Raw genomic sequence first — 19086 nt, forward strand, 5'->3', positions numbered from 1 at the left:
CCTTGTTCTACTCGGCCTCGAGGCGGGGCACTAAGCGAAATGTCCTAAGTCAGGTCAGTAGTTGCCGCAGGTCTCGGCGATCGTCAGCGCTTTCGCGCGCCACTCGACAGCTGGCCCCTCGGTCGGGACGGTCTCCAGTCGGCTCTTCAGCTGCGGGTGTGCGTCGAGGACGGCCTGACGATCGGCAGGGGACTTCGAGAAGAAGTCCGCCAGCTGAGCCTTGCGCTCGGGTGCCTGTTCCAGGCGCGCGGCGAGCCGCGGGGTCACGTCGTGCATCGCCGCATCGATCTGGGCGAAGCTGCAGGTGCTGTTCACGAGGCGGGCTGAGTCGGAGTCGGTCGGATCCGCGGAAGCGATCCCCGGTACCAGGACGGCCGCGGCGAGGGTGCCGGCCGCTGCGATGCCGAGGTGCAGACGTGCTCGTGAAACGTTCATGACGAGTCCTCCAGTGTCGGTGAGTATGCCGGGGACACGTTAGGGGTACGAGTTGTGATTCCTCTGAGAATCGTGGCCCGTGCTCACGTCGGGATGGGCGAAATCATGGACACCACCGGACCCGTCGCGCGGCCGCGGTCGTCCAGTATGTGCCCGAGGTGTTTGCCGATCTGCATGACCACCGAGCGGTCCGCCACCCTTGACCCGGGCAGGAGCTTCTCCAGGAGCAGTTCGAACCGGTGAACGTCGTTGAGGGTGCGCAACCAGACGGCCATGATCAGGTTGTATTCGCTGGCCACGAGCACCGCCAACCGCACTTCCTCGATCTTGCCCAGCGAGGTCCTCAGTCGCTCGACGAGGGGCGCGGGAACCTGCATGAAGTACCAGGCGTAGATCGGCCACTCCGAGTAGGTCCGGGCGATGTCGGTGCGCAGTCGGAGGGAGCCGTCCCGCCGCATCGTCGCGATCGCGTCGGTGATGCGCTGATTGCTGACGCCGGCGCGTTCCGCGATCGCCGTGGTCGGTGCGCGGCCGTCGATTCCCAGTTCGTGATGGATCAGGCGCTTGAGGCCGGGTGCGACCGTCCGCGCTGCGCGGGGACGCGGCGGTCGGGCTGCGGGAACCTTGGCGACCTGCTCCGCCGACAGTGTCCGCAGCCGCCAGTTCCCGGCCTCGAAGAGGACCTCCGTGATGAGGTGCGTCCGGGCTCGCCGGATCGCCGGATACTCCCCGAGGCGGTGGAGCAGGAATCGTGACGTGTCTACCGAATCCTCTGCCATCAGGGTGAGCAGCAGGTCGCGTCCGCCCGCCGTGAAATCGATGCTCGCGACCATCGGATCTTCGGAGATGGCCTCCGCGGTGGAGACGGATTGTCCGGGTGCGCATTCGATTTCGATCAGCGCGCCACGCCCGGGCGTCCCGGGGTCGTATCCGGTGATCCAGATCAGTCCGGCGTTGAGGAGCCGCTGATAGCGCCTCGCCAACGTCACGGGGTCGACGGCCAATGCGGGCGCGAGCGCCTTCCACGATGCCCGTGGCTCGATTTGCAGTGCATGTATGAGTGCGAAGTCGACGTCATCTGGCTCGTAATCCTGCATAGTTCGCCCTTCGATGCCGAGAATGCTGCAAATTTACACGACGGAATTCACGCGGCGGCACTCTTCCATGAGTCACTTTCCACTCGTCCTCTTGGAGTCGACATGAGTTCTTCGCCCCACATCCGGGGAGGCGACGCTGCCACCGCAGCGGTCGGGTTTCTCGTGGTCATGGAGTTCGCGAGCGGGTTGCTGCAGGGGTGGTTGTCCCCGCTGCTGCCCGCCATCGGCGAGCGTTTCGACGCGTCGTCCGCCGCATTGAACTGGGTGAGCGCCATGTACCTGCTGGGAACGGCCGCCTGCGTGCCGCTGATCGCCAAACTCGGGGACCTCTTCGGGCACAAACGCCTTCTCGTTCTCGCCACCACTTCCGTCGCGTTCGGTTCGTACCTCGTCGCGTTCGCGCCGTCCTACGAACTGCTGCTCGTCGGCCGGGCGCTGCAGGCGCCGCTCGCGGCGTTCCTGCCGCTCGAATTCGCGATCGTGCGGGACCGCAACGCGGCCACGGCCGGCCGGAGCATCGGCCGACTCGTCGGGTCGCTGACGCTGGGCGCCGCCGTCGGTGGCCTGCTCTCGGGATTCCTCCTCGACTCCGTCGTCGACAATGTCGGGCTGGTCCTGCTCGTCCCCGCCGTGCTCATGACGATCTGCCTGCCCGTCGTCTACTTCCTCGTCCCGGAGACGACGGTGCGTAAGGAAGGAACAGTCGACTGGGCCGGTGCGGTCCTGCTCACGGTCGGACTGCTCGGCGTGCTCGGCGGTGTGTCCAACGCGAGCACCTGGGGTTGGACGAGCGCGCTGACGTGGTCGGCCGTCGGCGTCGGGGCCGCGGTTCTCGTCGTGTGGGTGTTCGTGGAACGACGCGTCCAGCACCCCCTCGTGGACCTCGACGTCATCGGACGAGGGATGCGGGTACCGATGCTGATGGCGTTGCTGTTCGGCGCCCAGTTGTTCGGTGTCCAGACCCCCTGCGCCCTCTTCCTGCGTGCCGTGCCGGAGACGAACGGCTACGGGATGGGTGTCACCGCGTCCGTGACCGGCCTGATCCTGGCGCTGTTCGCGCTCGCGATGTTCGTCGGCGCGTCCGTCAGCGACCGGCTCGCCCGGTCCGCCCTCACCGTCCCCGGATCCCTCGCACTGGGTGCGCTGCTCTCGGCGGCGGCTTACGGACTGATGATCGTCGTCCCGGGGAGCGCCCCACTGTTCGCCCTGTGGCTCGTCGTCGCGGGCCTCGGCGGCGGAGTGGTGGTCGGGGTGCTGCCCACCGTCATCGTGCAGCAGGCGCCGCCGGATTCGGTCGGCATCGCGTCCGGCCTCTACAACACGTCCCGCACCGCGGCGGGCGCCGTGTCCGGCGCCGTGTTCGCGCTCGTGATGTCGTCGATGGTCACCCCGGCACTCACCGCCGGCGGCAAGCAGATCCCTTCCGCGAGCGCCTATCACGTGGTCTGGGCAGTCTGCGCTGCACTGTGCGTCGTCACGGCCGTCCTGGCGCGCAAACTCCGGTCTCCCGCGACGACCACCGAGAACGACAAGCCCACGCTCGCCGACGGCGAGCAAATACACGCCTGACAACCCGTGACACCGATGAAAGGAATTCCTGTGTCTGTCGATCCACAACTCCTCGGCACCATCGACGAGCTCGGCCCGCAGTACGCCGCGTTGAGCGATGCCATCTGGGACAACCCCGAATTGCGTTGGGAAGAGCACGCGTCCGTCGATGCGCAGATCGCTGCTGCCGAGGCGGAGGGCTTCACCGTCACCCGGTCGGTGGCGGGAATCCCGACCGCATTCAGCGCGGAAGCGGGCAGCGGTCAACCGGTGATCGCGATCGTCGGTGAGTACGACGCCCTCGCCGGTCTGAGTCAGAAATCGGGAAGTGCTGTGCCGGAGCCGGAACCCGGCAACGAGTCCGGCAACGGACAAGGCTGCGGCCACCACCTGCTCGGCGGCGGTTCCCTCCTTGCCGCGACTGCCGTCAAACGCTACCTCGACGCGAACGGCCTGCCCGGAACCGTCCGCTACTACGGCTGTCCCGCGGAGGAAGCCGCCGCCGGAAAGACGTTCATGGTCAAGGAAGGTGCCTTCGACGACGTCGATGCCGCCGTGTCCTGGCATCCCGGCGACACCACCACCGTGCAACGGATCCGGACCCTCGCCTACGTCCAGGCGTACGTCCGGTTCACCGGCATCGCCGCGCACGCCGGAGTGTCGCCCGAACGTGGCCGCAGCGCACTCGACGCACTCGAACTGATGAACGTGGGCACGAACTTCCTCCGTGAGCACATGCCCTCGGACTGCCGGATCCACTACGCGATCCTCGACACCGGAGGCCGCTCGCCGAATGTCGTGCAGGCATCCGCCGAGGCCTACTACCTGGTGCGCTCGCCCGACGTGGCCGGCATGCGCGAGCTGTTCGCCCGCGTGACGAAGATCGCCGAGGGCGCCGCCCTGATGACGGAGACGACGGTCGAGATCGAGATCGACGGCGGCTGCTCGGACATCCTGCCCAACGTCGTCCTCGAGGATTCGATGCAGGAGCGGCTCCGCGAGCTCGGGCCGGTGCCCTTCGACGACACCGATCTCGCGTCCGCGGAGGCGTTCGTTACCAAGACGGCGTCGGGACGCACGGCGAGCACGCTCGGCGGTGAATTCGACAGCGACGGAGGCGCTCTGCACACCGGGATCGTCACGTTCGACGCGCGCTCGCTGCGCCCGACGATGACCGGCTCCAGCGACCTCGGCGACGTCAGCTGGGTGACGCCGCTCGTGCAGTGCGCCACCGCGTGCGTCGGTGTCGGCACGGCCGCCCACTCGTGGCAGATGGTCGCGCAGGGCAAGCTGCCCGCCGCGCACAAGGGGATGATCCACGCCGCGAAGATCATGGCCTCGACCGCCGTGGACCTCCTGACGGACGCCGAACTGCTGGCGTCGGCGCGCAAGGAATTCAGCACGCGCACGACGCAAACTCCCTACGACTCACCGCTTCCCGACGGGGTCGTCGCGCCGCCTCTGCGTGACGTCGTCGTCGCGCAGTGACCGTCGTTCCCATTTACCAGGAGGGTACCCGCTCATGACTCTCGCCACCTCCGCAGGCGACACCACCGACGCGCGCACGGCAACGTTGAAGGACGCTGCGGCGCAGATCATCCGGAACAACGAGCAGAAGCTGCTCGAGCTCAGCCATCGCATTCACGACACCCCCGAGATCGCGTTCGAGGAGCACCGCGCGGCCGCGCTCGTCGGGGACACGCTCCGGAACGCCGGCTTCGATACGACCGTCGGCGTCTACGGACTCGACACGGCCGTCGAGGCGACCTACGGAAGCGGCGACCTCACCGTCGCGATCTGCGCCGAGTACGACGCACTGCCCGAGGTCGGACACGCGTGCGGGCACAACATGATCGCGGCCGCCGGGGTCGGCACCGCACTCGCGCTCGCGGCCGTCGCCGACGAGGCCGGACTCCGGATCAAACTGCTGGGCACACCCGCCGAGGAGCACGGCGGCGGCAAGATTCCCATGCTCGAAGCCGGCGCGTGGGAGGACGCGGCGCTGTCGCTGATGGTCCACGGCACGTCGGGCACGGACATGCCCTGCGCCTCACTGTGGATGCAGGCGGTCGACCGGTTCGAGGTCACGTTCACCGGCCGCGCCGCACACGCCGCCGGCGCACCGGAGCACGGGATCAACGCCGGGGCCGCCGCGACGATCGCGCTGAACGCCATCGGGCTGGTCCGTCAGCAGTTCCGGGCGAAGACGCGCGTCAACGCGTTCGTCTCGCACGGCGGCGACGTCACCAACATCATCCCGGCCCGGACGGTCGTGCAGGTCGAGGTGCGGGCACCGGAGATCGACGAGTGGCGCGAGGTGAAGGAGCGGGTGCTCGCCTGCTTCGAGGCGGGTGCGATCGCGACCGGATGCGAGTGGGCTTACGAGGCGACGGAACCGCCCTACGCGCCGATGCTGAACAACCCGGTGCTGGCGGACCTCTGGGACCGGAACGTGCAGGCCACCGGCCGCGAACTGACGTCCGCGGAGCTCGGCGGCGGGTCCAGCGACATGGGCAACGTGTCGCAGGTCGTGCCGTCGATCCACCCCGGGATCGCCGTCCTCGGGAGCACCGCGATCCCGCACAACGCCGACTTCGCTGACGCCGCGGCGACTCCCGCCGCCGACACGGCGATCATCGACGGTGCGACGGCGCTGGCATGGACCGTCCTCGACGCCGCACTGGACGCCGGGGTCCGCGGCGAGCTGCTCCGGCTGCAGGCGGAACGCCCGGAGGGATTCACCCGGACCGCGAACTGGGCATGAGCGCGTACGTCTCCCTGACCGAACTCTTCTCCCTCGGCATCGGGCCCAGCAGCTCCCACACCGTCGGCCCGATGCGTGCGGCCGCGGACTTCGTCGACGAGTTGCGCGCGTCAGGTCGGCTCGACCGGGTCGAGAGGGTGGAATGCGTTCTCTACGGGGCGCTGGCGGCGACCGGCATCGGCCACGGCACCCCCGATGCCGTCGTCGCCGGGCTGGCCGGGGCCCGGCCGGAGACGTGCGATCCCGACGATGTTCGGGGCGCGTGGCGCAGGCTCGGCGACGGCGCCACCGTGGCCCTCGGCGGTACGCGTCCGGTCGTCATGCGGGAACGGGACGTGGTGTTCGCACCGCTCACTCGGATGCCGTTGCACACCAACGCATTGCGGCTGCAAGCCATCGACGGCGCCGGATCCGCCGTCGCCGACCGGGTGTACTACTCGGTCGGCGGAGGGTTCGTCGTTCCGGAGAATGCACGACCGCCCGCAGTCGACGACCGGCCCGCCGTGCCGTTCCCCTTCACGACCGCCGGTGAGCTGCTCGATATCTGCGCCGAGACCGGGAACAGCATCGCCGAGGTCGCGGACGCGAACGAGGCAGTACTGATCGGGGCCGGCCGCGTGCCGGAAGCGGTCGACCGCATCTGGTCGGCGATGGTGTCGTGCATCGAATCCGGTGTCGCCACCGAGGGCAGGCTGCCCGGTGGGCTGGACGTGGTGCGCCGGGCGCCGGGTCTGTACCGGCGACTGGTATCCGCCGGTTCGTCCCACGATGCGATCGACTGGCTGCAGACGTACGCGATGGCCGTCAACGAGGAGAACGCCGCCGGTGGCCGCGTCGTCACGGCGCCGACGAACGGGGCCGCCGGGATCGTCCCGGCCGTCGGACGGTATTACGAGCAGTTCCTCTCCGGCGGCACCGCGGACATGCGGGCGTTCCTGCTCACCGCCACGGCGATCGGATCGCTGGTGAAGGCGAACGCGTCCATCTCGGGGGCGGAAGCCGGCTGCCAGGGTGAGGTCGGATCGGCGTGCGCGATGGCGGCCGGGGCGCTGTGCGCGGTGCTCGGCGGAACACCGGCGCAGGTCGAGTACGCCGCCGAGATCGCGATGGAACACCACCTCGGCCTCACCTGCGACCCGGTCGGCGGTCTCGTGCAGATCCCCTGCATCGAGCGGAACGGGATCGCGGCCGTGACCGCACTGAGCGCGGCCCGCATGGCCCTCAACCGCGACGGCAGCCACGTCGTCTCCCTCGACACGGTCATCGAGACGATGCGGCAGACCGGCCTCGACATGTCCGACAAGTACAAGGAGACATCCACGGGCGGTCTCGCACTCAACGTCGTGATGTGCTGAAACAGTCATATCGGCTGAATCGGGCATATCGGAAGTGGCGGCTGAGCCTAGACTCCGAAGATGGAACGCAGTGCGAAGGCTGCACGCGAGCAGCGCACGGATCAGCGGTCGACGTTCGACAAGTTCGTCGAGCAGATCGAACTCCGGGTCAGCCAGGCGCCGTTCTTCGGGATCTGTGCGGGTGTCGTGGTCCTGTGGGTGGTCAGCATTCCGCTGTGGAAGGACCTCCACGAGTGGCAGATCGCCATCCACACAGTCGGCGCCGTATTCACGCTGCTGCTGGTGGTGCTGCTGGAGAACGCGGGCAGGCGGTCGGCGGAGGCGCTGCAGGAGAAGCTCAACGTCATCGCCGAGGCCCTCGCCGCCCTGCTCGATTCCTCCGCCCAGGACGATCCCGAACTGAAGAAGGCGGAGGAAAAGCTGCGGGAGGCGGTGGGGCTCGAGGAGCGGCACTGATCCGTCCGCCCCTGTGACACGGCACACGGAACGGGTAAGTTATCTGTAACCGCGAAAACTACTAACCAGTAGGGGTACGAAATGCCTGTTCCGACCGCCGCCACGTTCGCGCGGCTCGCCGACCTCATCGCCATCCCGGACGCCGCGGATCGCCCGACGCGGTCCGTCGTCGAGGCGTTCACGGGCAAGGAACTGGCCATCGTCCCCGTCGGCACGGCCCAGGACGCCGAAGACGCGATCGCGCGGGCCCGGGTGGCGCAGAAGCAATGGGCCGCCCGCCCGGTCACCGAACGCGCCGCGATCTTCCACCGCTACCGCGACCTGGTGCTCGAGAACCGCGACGCGCTAATGGACATGGCGCAGGCCGAGACGGGCAAGTCCCGCGCCGCCGCGCAGGAGGAGGTCCTCGACATCTCGATGACCGCCCGCCACTACGCGCGCGTCGCCCCCAAGCTGCTGCGTCCCCGCCGCATCTCCGGCATGCTGCCCGGCCTCACCAAGACGGTGGTGCGGTACCAGCCGAAGGGCGTCGTCGGCGTCATCTCGCCGTGGAACTACCCGATGACCCTCGCGGTGTCGGACGCCGTCGCCGCGCTCCTCGCCGGCAACGCCGTCGTCCTCAAGCCCGACAGCCAGACCCCGTACTGCGCCCTGGCCTGCGTCGACCTGCTGTACCAGGCCGGGCTGCCGCGCGACCTGTTCGCCGTCGTGCCCGGACCGGGCTCGGTGGTCGGCACCGCCCTCGTCGAGAACACCGAGTACCTGATGTTCACCGGGTCCTCGGCGACGGGTCAGCTGCTCGCCGAGCAGGCCGGTCGCCGCCTCATCGGCTTCTCCGCCGAACTCGGCGGCAAGAACCCGATGATCGTCACCGCAGGCGCCAACCTCCGTGAGGTGACCGACGCCGCCGTCCGCGCCTGCTACTCCAACTCCGGGCAGCTGTGCATCTCCATCGAGCGCATCTACGTCGAGGAGTCCATCGCACCCGAATTCACCCGGATGTTCGGCGAACGCGTCCGCAACATGAAGCTCGGCGCCGGCTACGACTTCGGCATCGAAATGGGCAGCCTCGTGTCCGAGGACCAGGTCAAGGCCGTGTCCAGCCACGTCGACGACGCCGTCGTCAAGGGCGCCACCGTGGTGGCGGGCGGCAAGGCACGCCCCGACCTCGGACCGCTGTTCTACGAGCCGACGGTCCTGACCGGTGTCCCGGAGGACGCCGAGTGCTACCGCGACGAGACGTTCGGGCCGCTGGTCTCGATCTACCCCGTCGCCGACGTCGACGAGGCGGTCGAACGCGCCAACGACACCGAGTACGGCCTGAACGCCAGCGTGTGGGCGGGAACCAAGGCGGAGGGCGAGGCCATCGCCGCCCGGATCCACGCCGGAACCGTCAACGTCGACGAGGGTTACGCGCCGGCGTGGGGCAGCACCGGAGCGCCGATGGGCGGCATGGGGGTGTCCGGTGTCGGGCGCCGCCACGGCGAGGACGGGCTCCTCAAGTACACCGAGCCGCAGACCATCGCCACCACCCGCGTCCTCAACCTCGGTGGCCCGCGGGGACTCTCGCCGAAGGTGTGGGCCAAGATCATGCCGCCCTTCGTGAAGGCGCTGCAGTGGATTCCGGGCCGCTAGACGTGGACAGCGCGAGGATCCTGATCGACGTTCCGCCCACCCGGGTGTGGGGTGTGGTGACCGACGTCGAGGGCATGGGCCGGTTCAGTCCCGAGAACACCGGGGCGCGCTGGACGTCGGGCACACCGGCGACGGTGGGGTCGCGGTTCGTCGGCGCCAACCGGCACGGAGCGGTGCGCTGGAAGACGCACTGCACCGTCGTGGATGTCGTTCCGGACCAAAGGTTCTCGTTCGAGGCGGACGAACCGAAGGCGCGCTGGACGTATCACCTCGAACCCTCCGGCTCCGGCACGCTCGTCACCGAGACCCGGGAGATCTACGCGACGCCCGTATGGTGGGTGCGACTGGTGCAGAAATCGAAGGTGCTGGGCAGCAACCGCGACCGGCTGATGCTGGAGGGGATGCGGCAGACTCTCGAGCGCATGAAAGTCGCCCTCGAGAGCTGATCTTCCACCCTGGGGTGCGGATTCGTCACCCTAGGGTGCCTGTCGCAGGTCTCCGAAGCGCCCGAGACTGAACGGTGTCCACACCTCTCGGAGGCGCCTCCATGAATCCTCGGCCGACACCCGTCGAAGCTGGTCGGTCGTGCCCTGACGTCCGCCGCGAGGACGTATCGTTCATCTCGCGAGGGCAGCGCTGCGCTGCCTGGCTGTACCGTCGCCGAGTCGAAACACCCACGCCGGCACCCTGCGTGGTGCTCGCGCACGGCTGGAGCGGAGTGCGCGAGCAGCGACTCGACGCCTTCGCGGCGCGGTTCGCGGCCGCGGGAATCGCGGCGCTGGTGTTCGACTACCGCCACTTCGGTGCCAGCGAGGGCGAACCCCGGCAACTGCTCGACATCGGTAGCCAGCTCGACGACTGGGACAGCGCCGTCGCATACGTGTGCACCCGCCCGGACATCGACCCCGGCCGGGTTGCGCTCTGGGGGACGTCCCTGTCCGGCGGACTCGTCCTGACCACGGCAGCGCGGGACCGGCGCGTGGCCGCGGTCGTGTCGCAGGTTCCGTACACCGACGGACTGACCAACCTCCCGCGACTCGGGCCGGCCGGGCTCGGCCGCATGGCGGTCGCCTACCTGCGCGACCGGTACGCCCAACTGCGACACCGTCCGCCGCACATGTTCCCCGTCGTCGGACCGCCGGGCTCGTTCGCGGCCATGACCTCACCCGACGCGGAGGCTGGGTATCACGCGATGGATCCGCCCGGTTCGACGTGGCGCAACGAAACCCCGGGCCGGGTGGCGTTGCAGGCGGCGCTGTACCGGCCGACGAGGACGGTCGGGAAGATCGCCTGCCCCGTCTTCTTCGCCATCGCCGACAACGACGTCGTCACGTTCACCCGCAGTGCGCAGAAGGCGGCGGCCAGGACCCCCGACGCCGAGGTGCACGTGTACCCGGGCGGGCATTTCGACCCGTACTTCGATGCACTGTTCGAGCGGGTGGTCGCGGACGAGACCGACTTCCTGGTCCGCCACCTCAGTCCACCGGTGGGCTAGCCGACGGGCGGTCCGTCACCGACCCTGGTCCGTTAGCAATCGCTGTGCTATTTTGCTAACGAATCAGTCGCGAAGGAGACCGCCATGACCACCCCCACCCCGAATCCCAAGTCCGCCAACGCGAAGACGGAGATCCCGTCCGTTGGCTCGCAGTTCATCGATGCCGCGAAGAAGGCGGGCAACTTGTCACTCGACGTGTACGAGAAGGCCCTCGACAGCAGCCTCGATTTCCACACCACCCTCGGCGACGCCAGCAGCTTCGAGTGGATCGGCACCGTCACCGGTGCTCAGGCGACGCTGGTGCGGAACGTGAGCGGCGCGGCGACCTCGGCGGTCCGTGAACTGCTGAAGTAAGCCGCGTGCCGGGGCCGGTCAGTCGTCGACGTTCGAGTCGTCGCCTGTGGCCGGCCTTCCCCGCTTGCGCTTGCCGCGGGTGACCTCTCGGAACGTCTCGTACATTTCCGTGAGGGCCTTGCGCTGTGCGTTCGTCAGGTCGGGGTCTCCGTCGATCGCGGTGACGACCCCGGACACGGCTCGAGGTTCGTTCCGGAGCTGCCCGAGCAGCATGTCGGTCGACATCTGCAGATGCTCGGCGATCGCGTCGAGGACGCGTTCGCTCGGCTCCCGGAGGTTGCGCTCGATCTGGGAGAGATAAGGATTGGAAATGCCGACCATCGCGGCGAACTGCCGCATCGGGAGCTCGGCCAGCTCCCGCTGCCGCCGGATCAGTTCCCCCAGGGTGCGATAGCGTGCTTCCTCGTCGACCACTCCATCAGGTTAACCGGTGAGGAATCGGAGCAGTATCTCCGCGACGCAGACCGGACGGCTGCCGCCCGTCACGTCGAAGGTGAGGGCGATGGTGGCCTGATATCCGCCGGTGCACGGTTCGACCGCCACGAGGTCGGCGACCGCGCTGAGCGTCGAATCGACCGGAACGGGTGCCGGAAACCGCACCTTGTTCAGCCCGTAGTTGACGACCTGGTCGCAGTCGGAAACCTCGAAGATCTCCCACAGCAGGGGAACCGCGAGCGAGAGCGTGAGGTACCCGTGCGCGATCGTGGTGCCGAACGGTCCGGTCCGCGCACGATCGCGGTCGACGTGAATCCACTGGCGATCGTCGGTGGCCTCGGCGAACGTGTCGATGCGTTCCTGCGTGACCACGAACGTCCCGGACGAGCCCAGTCGGGTACCGACCAACGTCGGCAGTTCCGCCATCGTGACACTGCGTGCCGGTGTGCGGGTGGTGACACCTGTCGTCGAATTGGATGCGTTCATGGTCCCCCGTCGATGATGGGCGAATTTCTTCCGTCGTCGCCCTTGGAGATCGCACAGTAACGCACACCGCCCCGGTCGGGGAAGTGCTTCACGCGCATTGATCCCGCACCCTCTTCTGGGTCCCATGGTGTTGCACGAGAGTGGCCCACGGCGCGAAAAAAGTTACCGCTGAATGAATGTCGATCAGAAATGCGTCTCGTGTTTCCATTTTCGACACGGACGCCCACGCTGTCGAAAATGATCTTGCTCGAAATATTTATTACGCGCGAGTAACCATTCTTGGTGTTTATGCTCCGATCAACACAGGGACGAATCCCCGCGACGGGGGTGTCTGGTCCAGGTGCTGACAGAGGAGAACCGTTGACCAAGACTGCGGAGACGAAGATGGCACTCGTGACACCCGATGCCACCCCCGACGGGGAGGGTCGCACCGACGGGTTCGGCGCATGGGACGCGGTGAGCGCAGTGACGGGCGCCGTCGGGCAGGGCCGGGTGGTCCTGCGCGAGTCCCTCCGTTTCGGGCGCGAACTGACGAAGATCGCGGTGGGCAGCTCGGATGTGGCGTCGGCCGAGGGCGACCGGCGGTTCACCGACCAGGCGTGGACGAGCAACCCGTTCTATCGCCGCGTGCAGCAAACCTATCTCGCGTCCGTCGACGCAATCGACGGCGTCGTCGAGGAGTGGAGCCGACGGGTCGACCACCGCCGCGCGGAGGAAGCGGCGTTCGCGTCGACCATCCTCACCAGCGCGCTCGCACCCACGAACTACTTGCTCACCAACCCGGCCGCAGTGAAAGAGGCCTTCGACACCGGCGGTATGAGCCTGGTGCGCGGCGCGCGCAACTACGTGTCCGACCTGCGCCGCAACGGCGGGATGCCGCAGATGGTCGATCCCGACGCCTTCACCGTCGGTGTCGATCTCGCGGTGACGCCGGGCGCCGTAGTCGCCCGCGACGAGGTCGCCGAAGTGCTGCAGTACACGCCGACCACGGAGACCGTGTATGAGCGGCCGGTGCTCGTGGTGCCGCCGCCGATCGGCCGCTTCTACTCGATCTGCGTCCCGGCCGCAGTTTCGTCGAGCACGCAGTCTCTCGCGGACTGCAGACGTTCATGCTGGCGTGGCGTAATCCGACAGCGGAACAGGGTGATTGGGACCTCGACACGTATGCGCAACGCGTGTCGGACGCGATCGACGAGGTTCGGGAGATCACCGGCAGCGACGACGTCAACGTGATCGGGTTCTGCGCCGGCGGTCTCATCACCACAGCCCTGCTCAATCACCTCGCCGCGATCGGGGACACCCGTGTGCACAGCATGTCGTACGCCGTGACGATGCTCGACTTCGCAAACCCGGCGGGGCTCGCGGCGTTCTCGGGACCGGGTCTGCTGAAGATGGTCAAGGGCCGGTCCCGGCGCAACGGCATCATCTCGGCCCGCGACATGGGCAGCGCCTTCACCTGGATGCGCCCGAACGATCTGGTCTTCAACTACCTGGTCAACAACTACCTCATGGGGCGGACGCCACCGGCCTTCGACATCCTCGCCTGGAACGCCGACGGCACCAACCTGCCCGGGGCATTGCACGTCCAGTTCCTCGACATCTTCGAGGACAACACCCTCGCGACGCCGGGAGCGATGACCGTGCTGGGAACGCCCGTCGACCTCGGCGGGATCACCGTGCCCACCTTCGTGTCCGGCGCGATTGCCGACCACCTCACGGACTGGAAGAACTGCTACCGCACCACCCAGTTGCTGTCGGGTGACAGCAAGTTCGTGCTCAGCTTCTCCGGGCACATCGCCAGCCTCGTCAACCCGCCCGGCAACCCGAAGTCCCACTACTGGGAAGGCGGCGAGCCGGGACCCGATCCGCAGGCGTGGCTCGACGCGGCGACGAAGAAGGTCGGGAGTTGGTGGGAACCGTGGGCCGACTGGGTCTCGGAGCGCGCCGGCGAGCGAACCGCGGCGAGCACACACCTGGGCAGCGACGAGCACACCGTCCTGGGCGACGCACCCGGTCTCTACGTGCGCGACCTGCTTCCCTCACCGACCGCGTAGGAACACGCCTGTCCACCCCCGAGTGTCGGAATCGTCCGCCGGCACTCGGGGGTGGGTGCAGGTGTCGAGTACCCTGCCGACGGTGGGTTAGCTGTTCAGTGCACCGAACTGCTCGCGCAGAACGCCTTTGACGACCTTGCCGCTGGCGTTGCGGGGCAATTGGGGGAGGATCTCGACGAACCTGGGCCGCTTGTACCGGGCGACCCGGCCGTCGAGCCAGTCCGCGAGGGCGTCGACCCCCGGCGCGGCCCCGGCCCGCGGGACCACGACCGCGACGGGAACCTCGCCCCACCGCTCGTCGGCCCGCCCGATCACCGCGACGTCGAGAATGTCCGGGTGGGCGGCGAGGGCATTCTCGACCTCGGCGCAGTAGATGTTCTCCCCGCCCGAGATGATCATGTCCTTCTTGCGGTCCACCACGTACACGAATCCCTCGGAGTCCACGCGCACCAGATCACCCGAGTGGAACCAGCCGCCGTCGAACGCGTCCGCGGTAGCCTCGGGGTTGCGCCAGTATCCCTCCATGAGTCCCGTTCCGCGGTAGACGATCTCACCGATCTCGCCCTGCGGCACGTCGTTCATCGCCTCGTCGACCACGCGCATCGCGACCGTGTCGATCGGCTTCCCGACCGAGCCGATCTTGCGCACGGCATCCTTGCCGTCGAGCATGCACGTCACCGGCGACATCTCGGTCTGCCCGAAGAAGGCCACGATGGCGGCGTCGGGGAACGCGGCGTTCAGCCGGTCGAGGAGTGTCGGGGTGGCAGGCGCGGCGCCCCACCCCAGCACCCGCAGGACCAGATCCCGGCCCTCGGGGCCGGCGTCGTCGAGGATGGCCTGCCACTGGGTGGGCACCATGAACACGCTGGTCACCCGCTCGCGCTCGAGCGCGTCGAGTAGTTCGGTCGCGTCGAACGCACCGGTCGGGTGGATCACGACGGTCGCGCCGATCAGCAGGAACGGTCCGACGCTGCCGAGGGCGGCGATGTGGAACAGCGGCGACGAGACCAGGTTGACCTCGGACTCGGTGTCGAACAGTCGCCATCCCCGGATGAGGGTCAGTGCCTGCGCCTGCAGATTCAGGTGCGACAGCACCGCGCCCTTCGGACGCCCGGTGGTGCCGGACGTGTACATGATGGCCGCAGGCGAATCCTCCGGTACGTCCGCGATCGGAACGTCGGGATCTGCGGCGCGCAACTGCTTCTCGAGCGAGACGTCGTCGGGGGCGTCGCCGACCACGAGCACCGGCACGGCGTCGTCGACCTCGGCCGTGAGATCGACGAGTGAATCCTCGACGACCACGACGGCGGCGTCGCTGTCGGCGACGATGAACGTCACCTCGCCGGGACTCAACCGGAAATTGACGGGGACGGCGATCGCATCCAGGCGGTTCGCGGCGAGCATCACCTCGAGGAACTCGGGGCGGTTGGTGAGCAGCAGCACGACGCGGTCGCCGCGAGTGACACCGCGGGCGGCCAGTACCGCCGCGGTCCGCGCGCTGCGGTCGTCGAGTTCACGCCAGGTGGTCGAGGCGCCCCGGAACCGGAGCGCCACCGCATCGGGTTTCGCGAAAGCATGCCGGGCAACATGATTGGCCCAGTGCGTCCGCCGCGAGGCGAAGGGCTGCGCGTGCGACGACGCTGTCACGGTGGCGTCCGCTGTCATGGTGACGTCCTCAGGCCCGGCCGAACACGGCGGGACGCTTTTCCAGGAACGCTGCGACGCCCTCCTGGAAATCGGCGGCGGCGAGAAGGTCGATCTGGCCCGAACGCTCGCGGGCGAACGCGTTGTCGAGTTCGATGAGCGTCGCGTCGTTGACGGCGTCCTTGGTGAAGTGGAAGGCCTCCGACGGTCCGTCCGCGAGACGTCGCGCGAGGGCGTCGACGGTCGCGGCGAACTCGTCGTCGGGGTACACGTCGGCGATCAACCCGGCCGCGAGAGCCTCACGCGCGGGCAGTCGTTCGGCCAGGAGGGCCATCTTCAGGGCACGGGCGCGGCCGATCGACGCGGCGACCAACGCGGTGGCACCGCCGTCCGGCATCAGACCGACCTTCGTGAAGGCGAGCAGGAAATAGCTGGACTCGGTGGCGAGCGTGAGGTCGCAGGCGAGGGCGAGCGAGACCCCGACACCCGCCGCGGGACCGTTGACCGCACCGATCACGGGCCGCGGGAACGCGCGGATCGTGGCCGCCGCGCGGTTCGCGGCGTCGATCGTCGCGGACGACGGCGGCCCGGAGATGTCGAGGCCGCCCAGGTCCGCACCCGTGCAGAAGGCGCGGCCCGCGCCGGTGAGGATCGCGACCCGGGCCTCCGCGTCACCCGCGTGCTTGTCGAAGGCGTCGGCGATGGCGTCGAGGGACTCGGTGGTGACGGCGTTCATGCGGGACGGGCGGTCGAGGGTGACGCGGAGGACGCCGTTGTCGACGGTCGTGTGCACGCCGGGAATGTCGGAGCTCATGAGGATCCTTAGTCAGGAAGGGCGGACGGAGAGGGCGATCTTGCCGGTGGCGGAACGGGTTTCGAGCGTCCGCAGTGCGTCGCCGGCGTGTTCGAACGAGTAGACGGTGGGTTCGGTGATCCGGAGCGCGCCGGATTCGAGGAGCGGGCTCAGGGCCGCCCACTGCCGGCCCGTGTAGCCGGGGTGGGTGCGCACGTATTCGCCCCATCCCGCGCCGAGAACCGAGATGTTGCGCAGCAGAAGCCGATTGACCTTGACGGTGGGGATCTCGCCGCCGGTGAAGCCGAGGACCACGAGCCGCCCGTTGGGTGCGAGGCTGCGCAGGCTGTCGGTGAAGCGGTCGCCGCCCACCGGGTCGAGGATGATGTCGACGCCACGGCCGTCGGTGAGGTCGCGGACCCGGTCCTTCCACCCGTCCACGAGGACGACGTGGTCGGCGCGGTTGGCCTTCGCGATCCCGGCCTTCTCCTCCGTGCTGACCACGGCGATCGTCTCGAGTCCCAGCGCGGCCGCGACCTGCAGCGCGGCCACCCCGACACCGCCGGCGGCGCCGTGCACCAGCACGGTCTCGCCTGCGCGGTAGCGGGCACGCTCGTCGAGGGCGAAGTGCACGGTGAGGTAGTTCAGCAGGAAGCCGGCGCCCGCCTCGAGCGACACCGAGTCGGGGAGCGGGAACACCGAGTCGGGTTCCACCGCGACGGTCTGCTGCCACGCACCGTCCGTCGCGAGGACGGCCACCCGCTGTCCTGCCCGGATGCCGCTGTCTGCGGGGGCGCTGCGGACGACGCCGGCACCCTCGAGTCCCAGCACGAACGGCATGTCGCGGACGATCTGATAGCTGCCGGTGGTCTGCAGCAGGTCGGGAAAGGCCACGCCGGCGGCGTGCAGATCGACGACGACGCGTCCGGTTCCGTCGGGTTCGTCGATCTCGGCGAGCTGTACTCCGGCGGGGCCGGAAGCGCTGGTCAGTTGCTGGGCATACACGTGGTGGTCTCCTCCGTCGGTCCCTGACTATCCATACCAGACGCTACTGAACGGGCGCTAGATAAAGTCGGCCATTGACCCTGCTCCCAGCGGCGTGGTACTAACTTTAACGAGCGATCAGTAATCAGGCCGAGTCGGAGGATGAGACGTGCCAGAACAGACCGAGACGGTGGAGGCAGCCGCACTGTGGGAGCGGCGCGGAGGCATCGGCATCATCACGCTGAACCGCCCCAAAGCGCTCAATGCGGTGAACGGCGCGCTGTCGACCGCCGTGGGCACTCTGCTCGAGCAGGCCGAGAACGACCCCGACGTACGGGTGATCGTGGTGACCGGGTCCGGTCGCGCGTTCTGCGCAGGCGCCGACCTCAAGGCCCTCGCCGCAGGGCAGAGCACGGCGGCCGAGGGCCATCCCGAGTGGGGATTCGCCGGATACGCGCAGCACTGGATCAGCAAGCCGACCATCGCCGCGGTCAACGGCTTCGCCCTCGGCGGCGGCACCGAACTGGTGCTCGCCAGCGACCTCGCGGTCGTCGACGAGGAAGCGAAACTCGGGCTCCCCGAGGTCAAGCGTGGACTGTTCGCCGCCGCGGGCGGCGTGATCCGCCTGCAGCAGCAGATCCCCAAGAAGGTCGCGCTGGAGATCGCGCTCACCGGCGAACCGATCACCGCCGCGCAGGGCAAGGAACTGGGCCTCGTCAACCGGGTCGCCCCGGCGGGCACCGCCCTCGCCGTCGCGCTCGAACTCGCCGAGCAGATCGCCGCCAACGCACCGCTGTCGGTGCGCGAATCGAAGGCGATGATCCACCGCACCGCCACCGAACCCGACTGGGAAGACGGTGCATGGGCGGCGAACAACGCCGCTTTGAAGACCGTCTTCTCCAGCGCCGACGCCAAGGAAGGGCCGACGGCATTCGCCGAGAAGCGCCAACCGGTCTGGCAGGGCCGCTGACCCGTGAGTACTTCTTAACCGCGGGCGGTTAACAAGTACTCACGGGCGGGCTCGCAAACACTTCGAAAGGGAACATCATGACCAACGCTGTCATCGTGGACGTAGTCCGCCTCGCCTCCGGCAAGGGCAAGCCCGGCGGTGCGCTGTCGGGTACGCACCCGGTGGAACTGCTCGCGCACGTGCTGCGCACCATCGTCGACCGGAACGGCATCGACCCCGTACTGGTCGACGACGTCATCGGCGGCTGTGTCGGCCAGGCCGGCGAGCAGGCCCTCAACATCACCCGGACCGCGGTTCTGTCGGCCGGATTCCCGGATTCGGTTCCGGCGACCACCGTCGACCGCCAGTGCGGCTCGAGCCAGCAGGCGGCGCACTTCGCGGCGCAGGGTGTCATCGCGGGCGCCTACGACATCGTGATCGCCGCGGGTGTCGAGTCGATGTCGCGGGTTCCGATGGGCACGACCACCATCGGGCAGGACGCGTCCGGCCCGGGCATCGCCGCCCGCTACCCGGAAGGTCTTGTCAACCAGGGCATCTCCGCGGAACTGATCGCCGCCAAGTGGAAGTTCGACCGCGACACC

18 protein-coding genes and 2 pseudogenes are annotated in these 19086 nt (G+C 68.5%); 13 read left to right on the forward strand and 7 right to left on the reverse strand.

Going from position 1 to position 19086, the window contains the following annotated elements; all coding sequences use genetic code 11:
• Positions 1–54 precede the first annotated feature (54 nt).
• Positions 55–435, reverse strand: a complete 381-nt coding sequence (locus tag P3H15_RS49510) for a hemophore-related protein (protein WP_276144060.1) — start codon at positions 433–435, stop codon at positions 55–57.
• 83 nt (positions 436–518) lie between these two features.
• The gene (locus P3H15_RS49515) at positions 519–1532 is read right to left on the reverse strand and encodes an Lrp/AsnC family transcriptional regulator (RefSeq protein WP_276144061.1); all 1014 of its coding nucleotides are present in this window, start codon (positions 1530–1532) and stop codon (positions 519–521) included.
• A gap of 102 nt (positions 1533–1634) precedes the next feature.
• On the opposite strand from P3H15_RS49515, the gene P3H15_RS49520 reads away from it, so the two are divergent.
• The 9 genes from P3H15_RS49520 to P3H15_RS49560 all read left to right on the forward strand — a co-directional run bounded on the left by P3H15_RS49520 (position 1635) and on the right by P3H15_RS49560 (position 11139).
• Entirely contained in the window at positions 1635–3101 is a 1467-nt protein-coding gene (locus P3H15_RS49520) for an MFS transporter (protein WP_276144062.1), read from the forward strand.
• Positions 3102–3131: 30 nt separating this feature from the next.
• Entirely contained in the window at positions 3132–4568 is a 1437-nt protein-coding gene (locus tag P3H15_RS49525) for an amidohydrolase (protein ID WP_276144063.1), read from the forward strand.
• A 34-nt stretch (positions 4569–4602) separates the two neighbouring features.
• The gene (locus tag P3H15_RS49530; RefSeq protein ID WP_276144064.1) at positions 4603–5844 is read left to right on the forward strand and encodes an amidohydrolase; all 1242 of its coding nucleotides are present in this window, start codon (positions 4603–4605) and stop codon (positions 5842–5844) included.
• Positions 5841–7199: an L-serine ammonia-lyase gene (locus P3H15_RS49535; RefSeq protein WP_276144065.1), complete on the forward strand. Its 1359-nt coding sequence runs from the start codon at positions 5841–5843 to the stop codon at positions 7197–7199. Before P3H15_RS49530 ends, P3H15_RS49535 begins: the two co-directional genes overlap by 4 nt.
• A gap of 60 nt (positions 7200–7259) precedes the next feature.
• Positions 7260–7655: a low affinity iron permease family protein gene (locus P3H15_RS49540; protein ID WP_012690998.1), complete on the forward strand. Its 396-nt coding sequence runs from the start codon at positions 7260–7262 to the stop codon at positions 7653–7655.
• A gap of 81 nt (positions 7656–7736) precedes the next feature.
• On the forward strand, positions 7737–9290 hold the full coding sequence (locus tag P3H15_RS49545; RefSeq protein ID WP_276144066.1) for a succinic semialdehyde dehydrogenase: 1554 nt from the start codon (positions 7737–7739) through the stop codon (positions 9288–9290).
• Positions 9291–9292: 2 nt separating this feature from the next.
• On the forward strand, positions 9293–9736 hold the full coding sequence (locus tag P3H15_RS49550; protein ID WP_346348879.1) for an SRPBCC family protein: 444 nt from the start codon (positions 9293–9295) through the stop codon (positions 9734–9736).
• Positions 9737–9837: 101 nt separating this feature from the next.
• Positions 9838–10785, forward strand: a complete 948-nt coding sequence (locus P3H15_RS49555) for an alpha/beta hydrolase (RefSeq protein ID WP_276144068.1) — start codon at positions 9838–9840, stop codon at positions 10783–10785.
• A gap of 84 nt (positions 10786–10869) precedes the next feature.
• Entirely contained in the window at positions 10870–11139 is a 270-nt protein-coding gene (locus P3H15_RS49560; protein ID WP_276144069.1) for a hypothetical protein, read from the forward strand.
• Between the two features lie 18 nt (positions 11140–11157).
• On the opposite strand, the gene P3H15_RS49565 is transcribed toward P3H15_RS49560, so the two are convergent.
• Both P3H15_RS49565 and P3H15_RS49570 read right to left on the reverse strand, forming a co-directional pair.
• On the reverse strand, positions 11158–11553 hold the full coding sequence (locus P3H15_RS49565) for a helix-turn-helix domain-containing protein (RefSeq protein ID WP_276144070.1): 396 nt from the start codon (positions 11551–11553) through the stop codon (positions 11158–11160).
• A 9-nt stretch (positions 11554–11562) separates the two neighbouring features.
• Positions 11563–12060 (reverse strand): MaoC family dehydratase, encoded by a 498-nt coding sequence (locus P3H15_RS49570; protein ID WP_276144071.1) that lies wholly within the window; start codon positions 12058–12060, stop codon positions 11563–11565.
• A gap of 384 nt (positions 12061–12444) precedes the next feature.
• On the opposite strand from P3H15_RS49570, the pseudogene P3H15_RS49575 reads away from it, so the two are divergent.
• Together P3H15_RS49575 and P3H15_RS49580 are read left to right on the forward strand one after the other, a co-directional pair.
• Positions 12445–13050: pseudogene (locus P3H15_RS49575) on the forward strand (poly-beta-hydroxybutyrate polymerase); the annotation flags it as partial.
• A 119-nt stretch (positions 13051–13169) separates the two neighbouring features.
• Positions 13170–14114 carry an alpha/beta hydrolase gene (locus tag P3H15_RS49580; RefSeq protein ID WP_276144072.1) on the forward strand — a complete coding sequence of 315 codons (945 nt, stop codon included), beginning with the start codon at positions 13170–13172 and terminating at the stop codon, positions 14112–14114.
• An 87-nt stretch (positions 14115–14201) separates the two neighbouring features.
• Here P3H15_RS49580 and P3H15_RS49585 read toward each other — a convergent pair whose 3' ends face one another.
• From P3H15_RS49585 to P3H15_RS49595, 3 genes are read right to left on the reverse strand one after another with little or no spacing between them, the layout of a single operon-like run.
• Positions 14202–15779, reverse strand: a complete 1578-nt coding sequence (locus tag P3H15_RS49585) for a long-chain-fatty-acid--CoA ligase (RefSeq protein WP_276144073.1) — start codon at positions 15777–15779, stop codon at positions 14202–14204.
• Positions 15780–15789: 10 nt separating this feature from the next.
• Complete coding sequence (locus tag P3H15_RS49590; RefSeq protein WP_276144074.1) at positions 15790–16572, reverse strand: enoyl-CoA hydratase; 783 nt, start codon at positions 16570–16572, stop codon at positions 15790–15792.
• Between the two features lie 12 nt (positions 16573–16584).
• The gene (locus P3H15_RS49595; protein WP_095862768.1) at positions 16585–17556 is read right to left on the reverse strand and encodes an NADPH:quinone oxidoreductase family protein; all 972 of its coding nucleotides are present in this window, start codon (positions 17554–17556) and stop codon (positions 16585–16587) included.
• Between the two features lie 148 nt (positions 17557–17704).
• Here P3H15_RS49595 and P3H15_RS49600 point away from each other — a divergent pair, with 148 nt between their 5' ends.
• Together P3H15_RS49600 and P3H15_RS49605 are read left to right on the forward strand one after the other, a co-directional pair.
• Complete coding sequence (locus P3H15_RS49600) at positions 17705–18505, forward strand: crotonase/enoyl-CoA hydratase family protein (RefSeq protein ID WP_276144075.1); 801 nt, start codon at positions 17705–17707, stop codon at positions 18503–18505.
• Positions 18506–18582: 77 nt separating this feature from the next.
• Positions 18583–19086: pseudogene (locus P3H15_RS49605) on the forward strand (steroid 3-ketoacyl-CoA thiolase); the annotation flags it as partial.

The organism is Rhodococcus sp. T2V (assembly GCF_029269925.1).
Taxonomy (GTDB): domain Bacteria; phylum Actinomycetota; class Actinomycetes; order Mycobacteriales; family Mycobacteriaceae; genus Rhodococcus_F; species Rhodococcus_F koreensis.

Coding starts and splice junctions, on each gene's coding strand:
- P3H15_RS49510 (WP_276144060.1), bottom strand. CDS start 435: ATGAACGTTTCACGAGCACGTCTGCACCTCGGCATCGCAGCGGCCGGC.
- P3H15_RS49515 (WP_276144061.1), bottom strand. CDS start 1,532: ATGCAGGATTACGAGCCAGATGACGTCGACTTCGCACTCATACATGCA.
- P3H15_RS49520 (WP_276144062.1), top strand. CDS start 1,635: ATGAGTTCTTCGCCCCACATCCGGGGAGGCGACGCTGCCACCGCAGCG.
- P3H15_RS49530 (WP_276144064.1), top strand. CDS start 4,603: ATGACTCTCGCCACCTCCGCAGGCGACACCACCGACGCGCGCACGGCA.
- P3H15_RS49535 (WP_276144065.1), top strand. CDS start 5,841: ATGAGCGCGTACGTCTCCCTGACCGAACTCTTCTCCCTCGGCATCGGG.
- P3H15_RS49540 (WP_012690998.1), top strand. CDS start 7,260: ATGGAACGCAGTGCGAAGGCTGCACGCGAGCAGCGCACGGATCAGCGG.
- P3H15_RS49545 (WP_276144066.1), top strand. CDS start 7,737: ATGCCTGTTCCGACCGCCGCCACGTTCGCGCGGCTCGCCGACCTCATC.
- P3H15_RS49555 (WP_276144068.1), top strand. CDS start 9,838: ATGAATCCTCGGCCGACACCCGTCGAAGCTGGTCGGTCGTGCCCTGAC.
- P3H15_RS49560 (WP_276144069.1), top strand. CDS start 10,870: ATGACCACCCCCACCCCGAATCCCAAGTCCGCCAACGCGAAGACGGAG.
- P3H15_RS49570 (WP_276144071.1), bottom strand. CDS start 12,060: ATGAACGCATCCAATTCGACGACAGGTGTCACCACCCGCACACCGGCA.
- P3H15_RS49580 (WP_276144072.1), top strand. CDS start 13,170: ATGCTGGCGTGGCGTAATCCGACAGCGGAACAGGGTGATTGGGACCTC.
- P3H15_RS49585 (WP_276144073.1), bottom strand. CDS start 15,779: ATGACAGCGGACGCCACCGTGACAGCGTCGTCGCACGCGCAGCCCTTC.
- P3H15_RS49590 (WP_276144074.1), bottom strand. CDS start 16,572: ATGAGCTCCGACATTCCCGGCGTGCACACGACCGTCGACAACGGCGTC.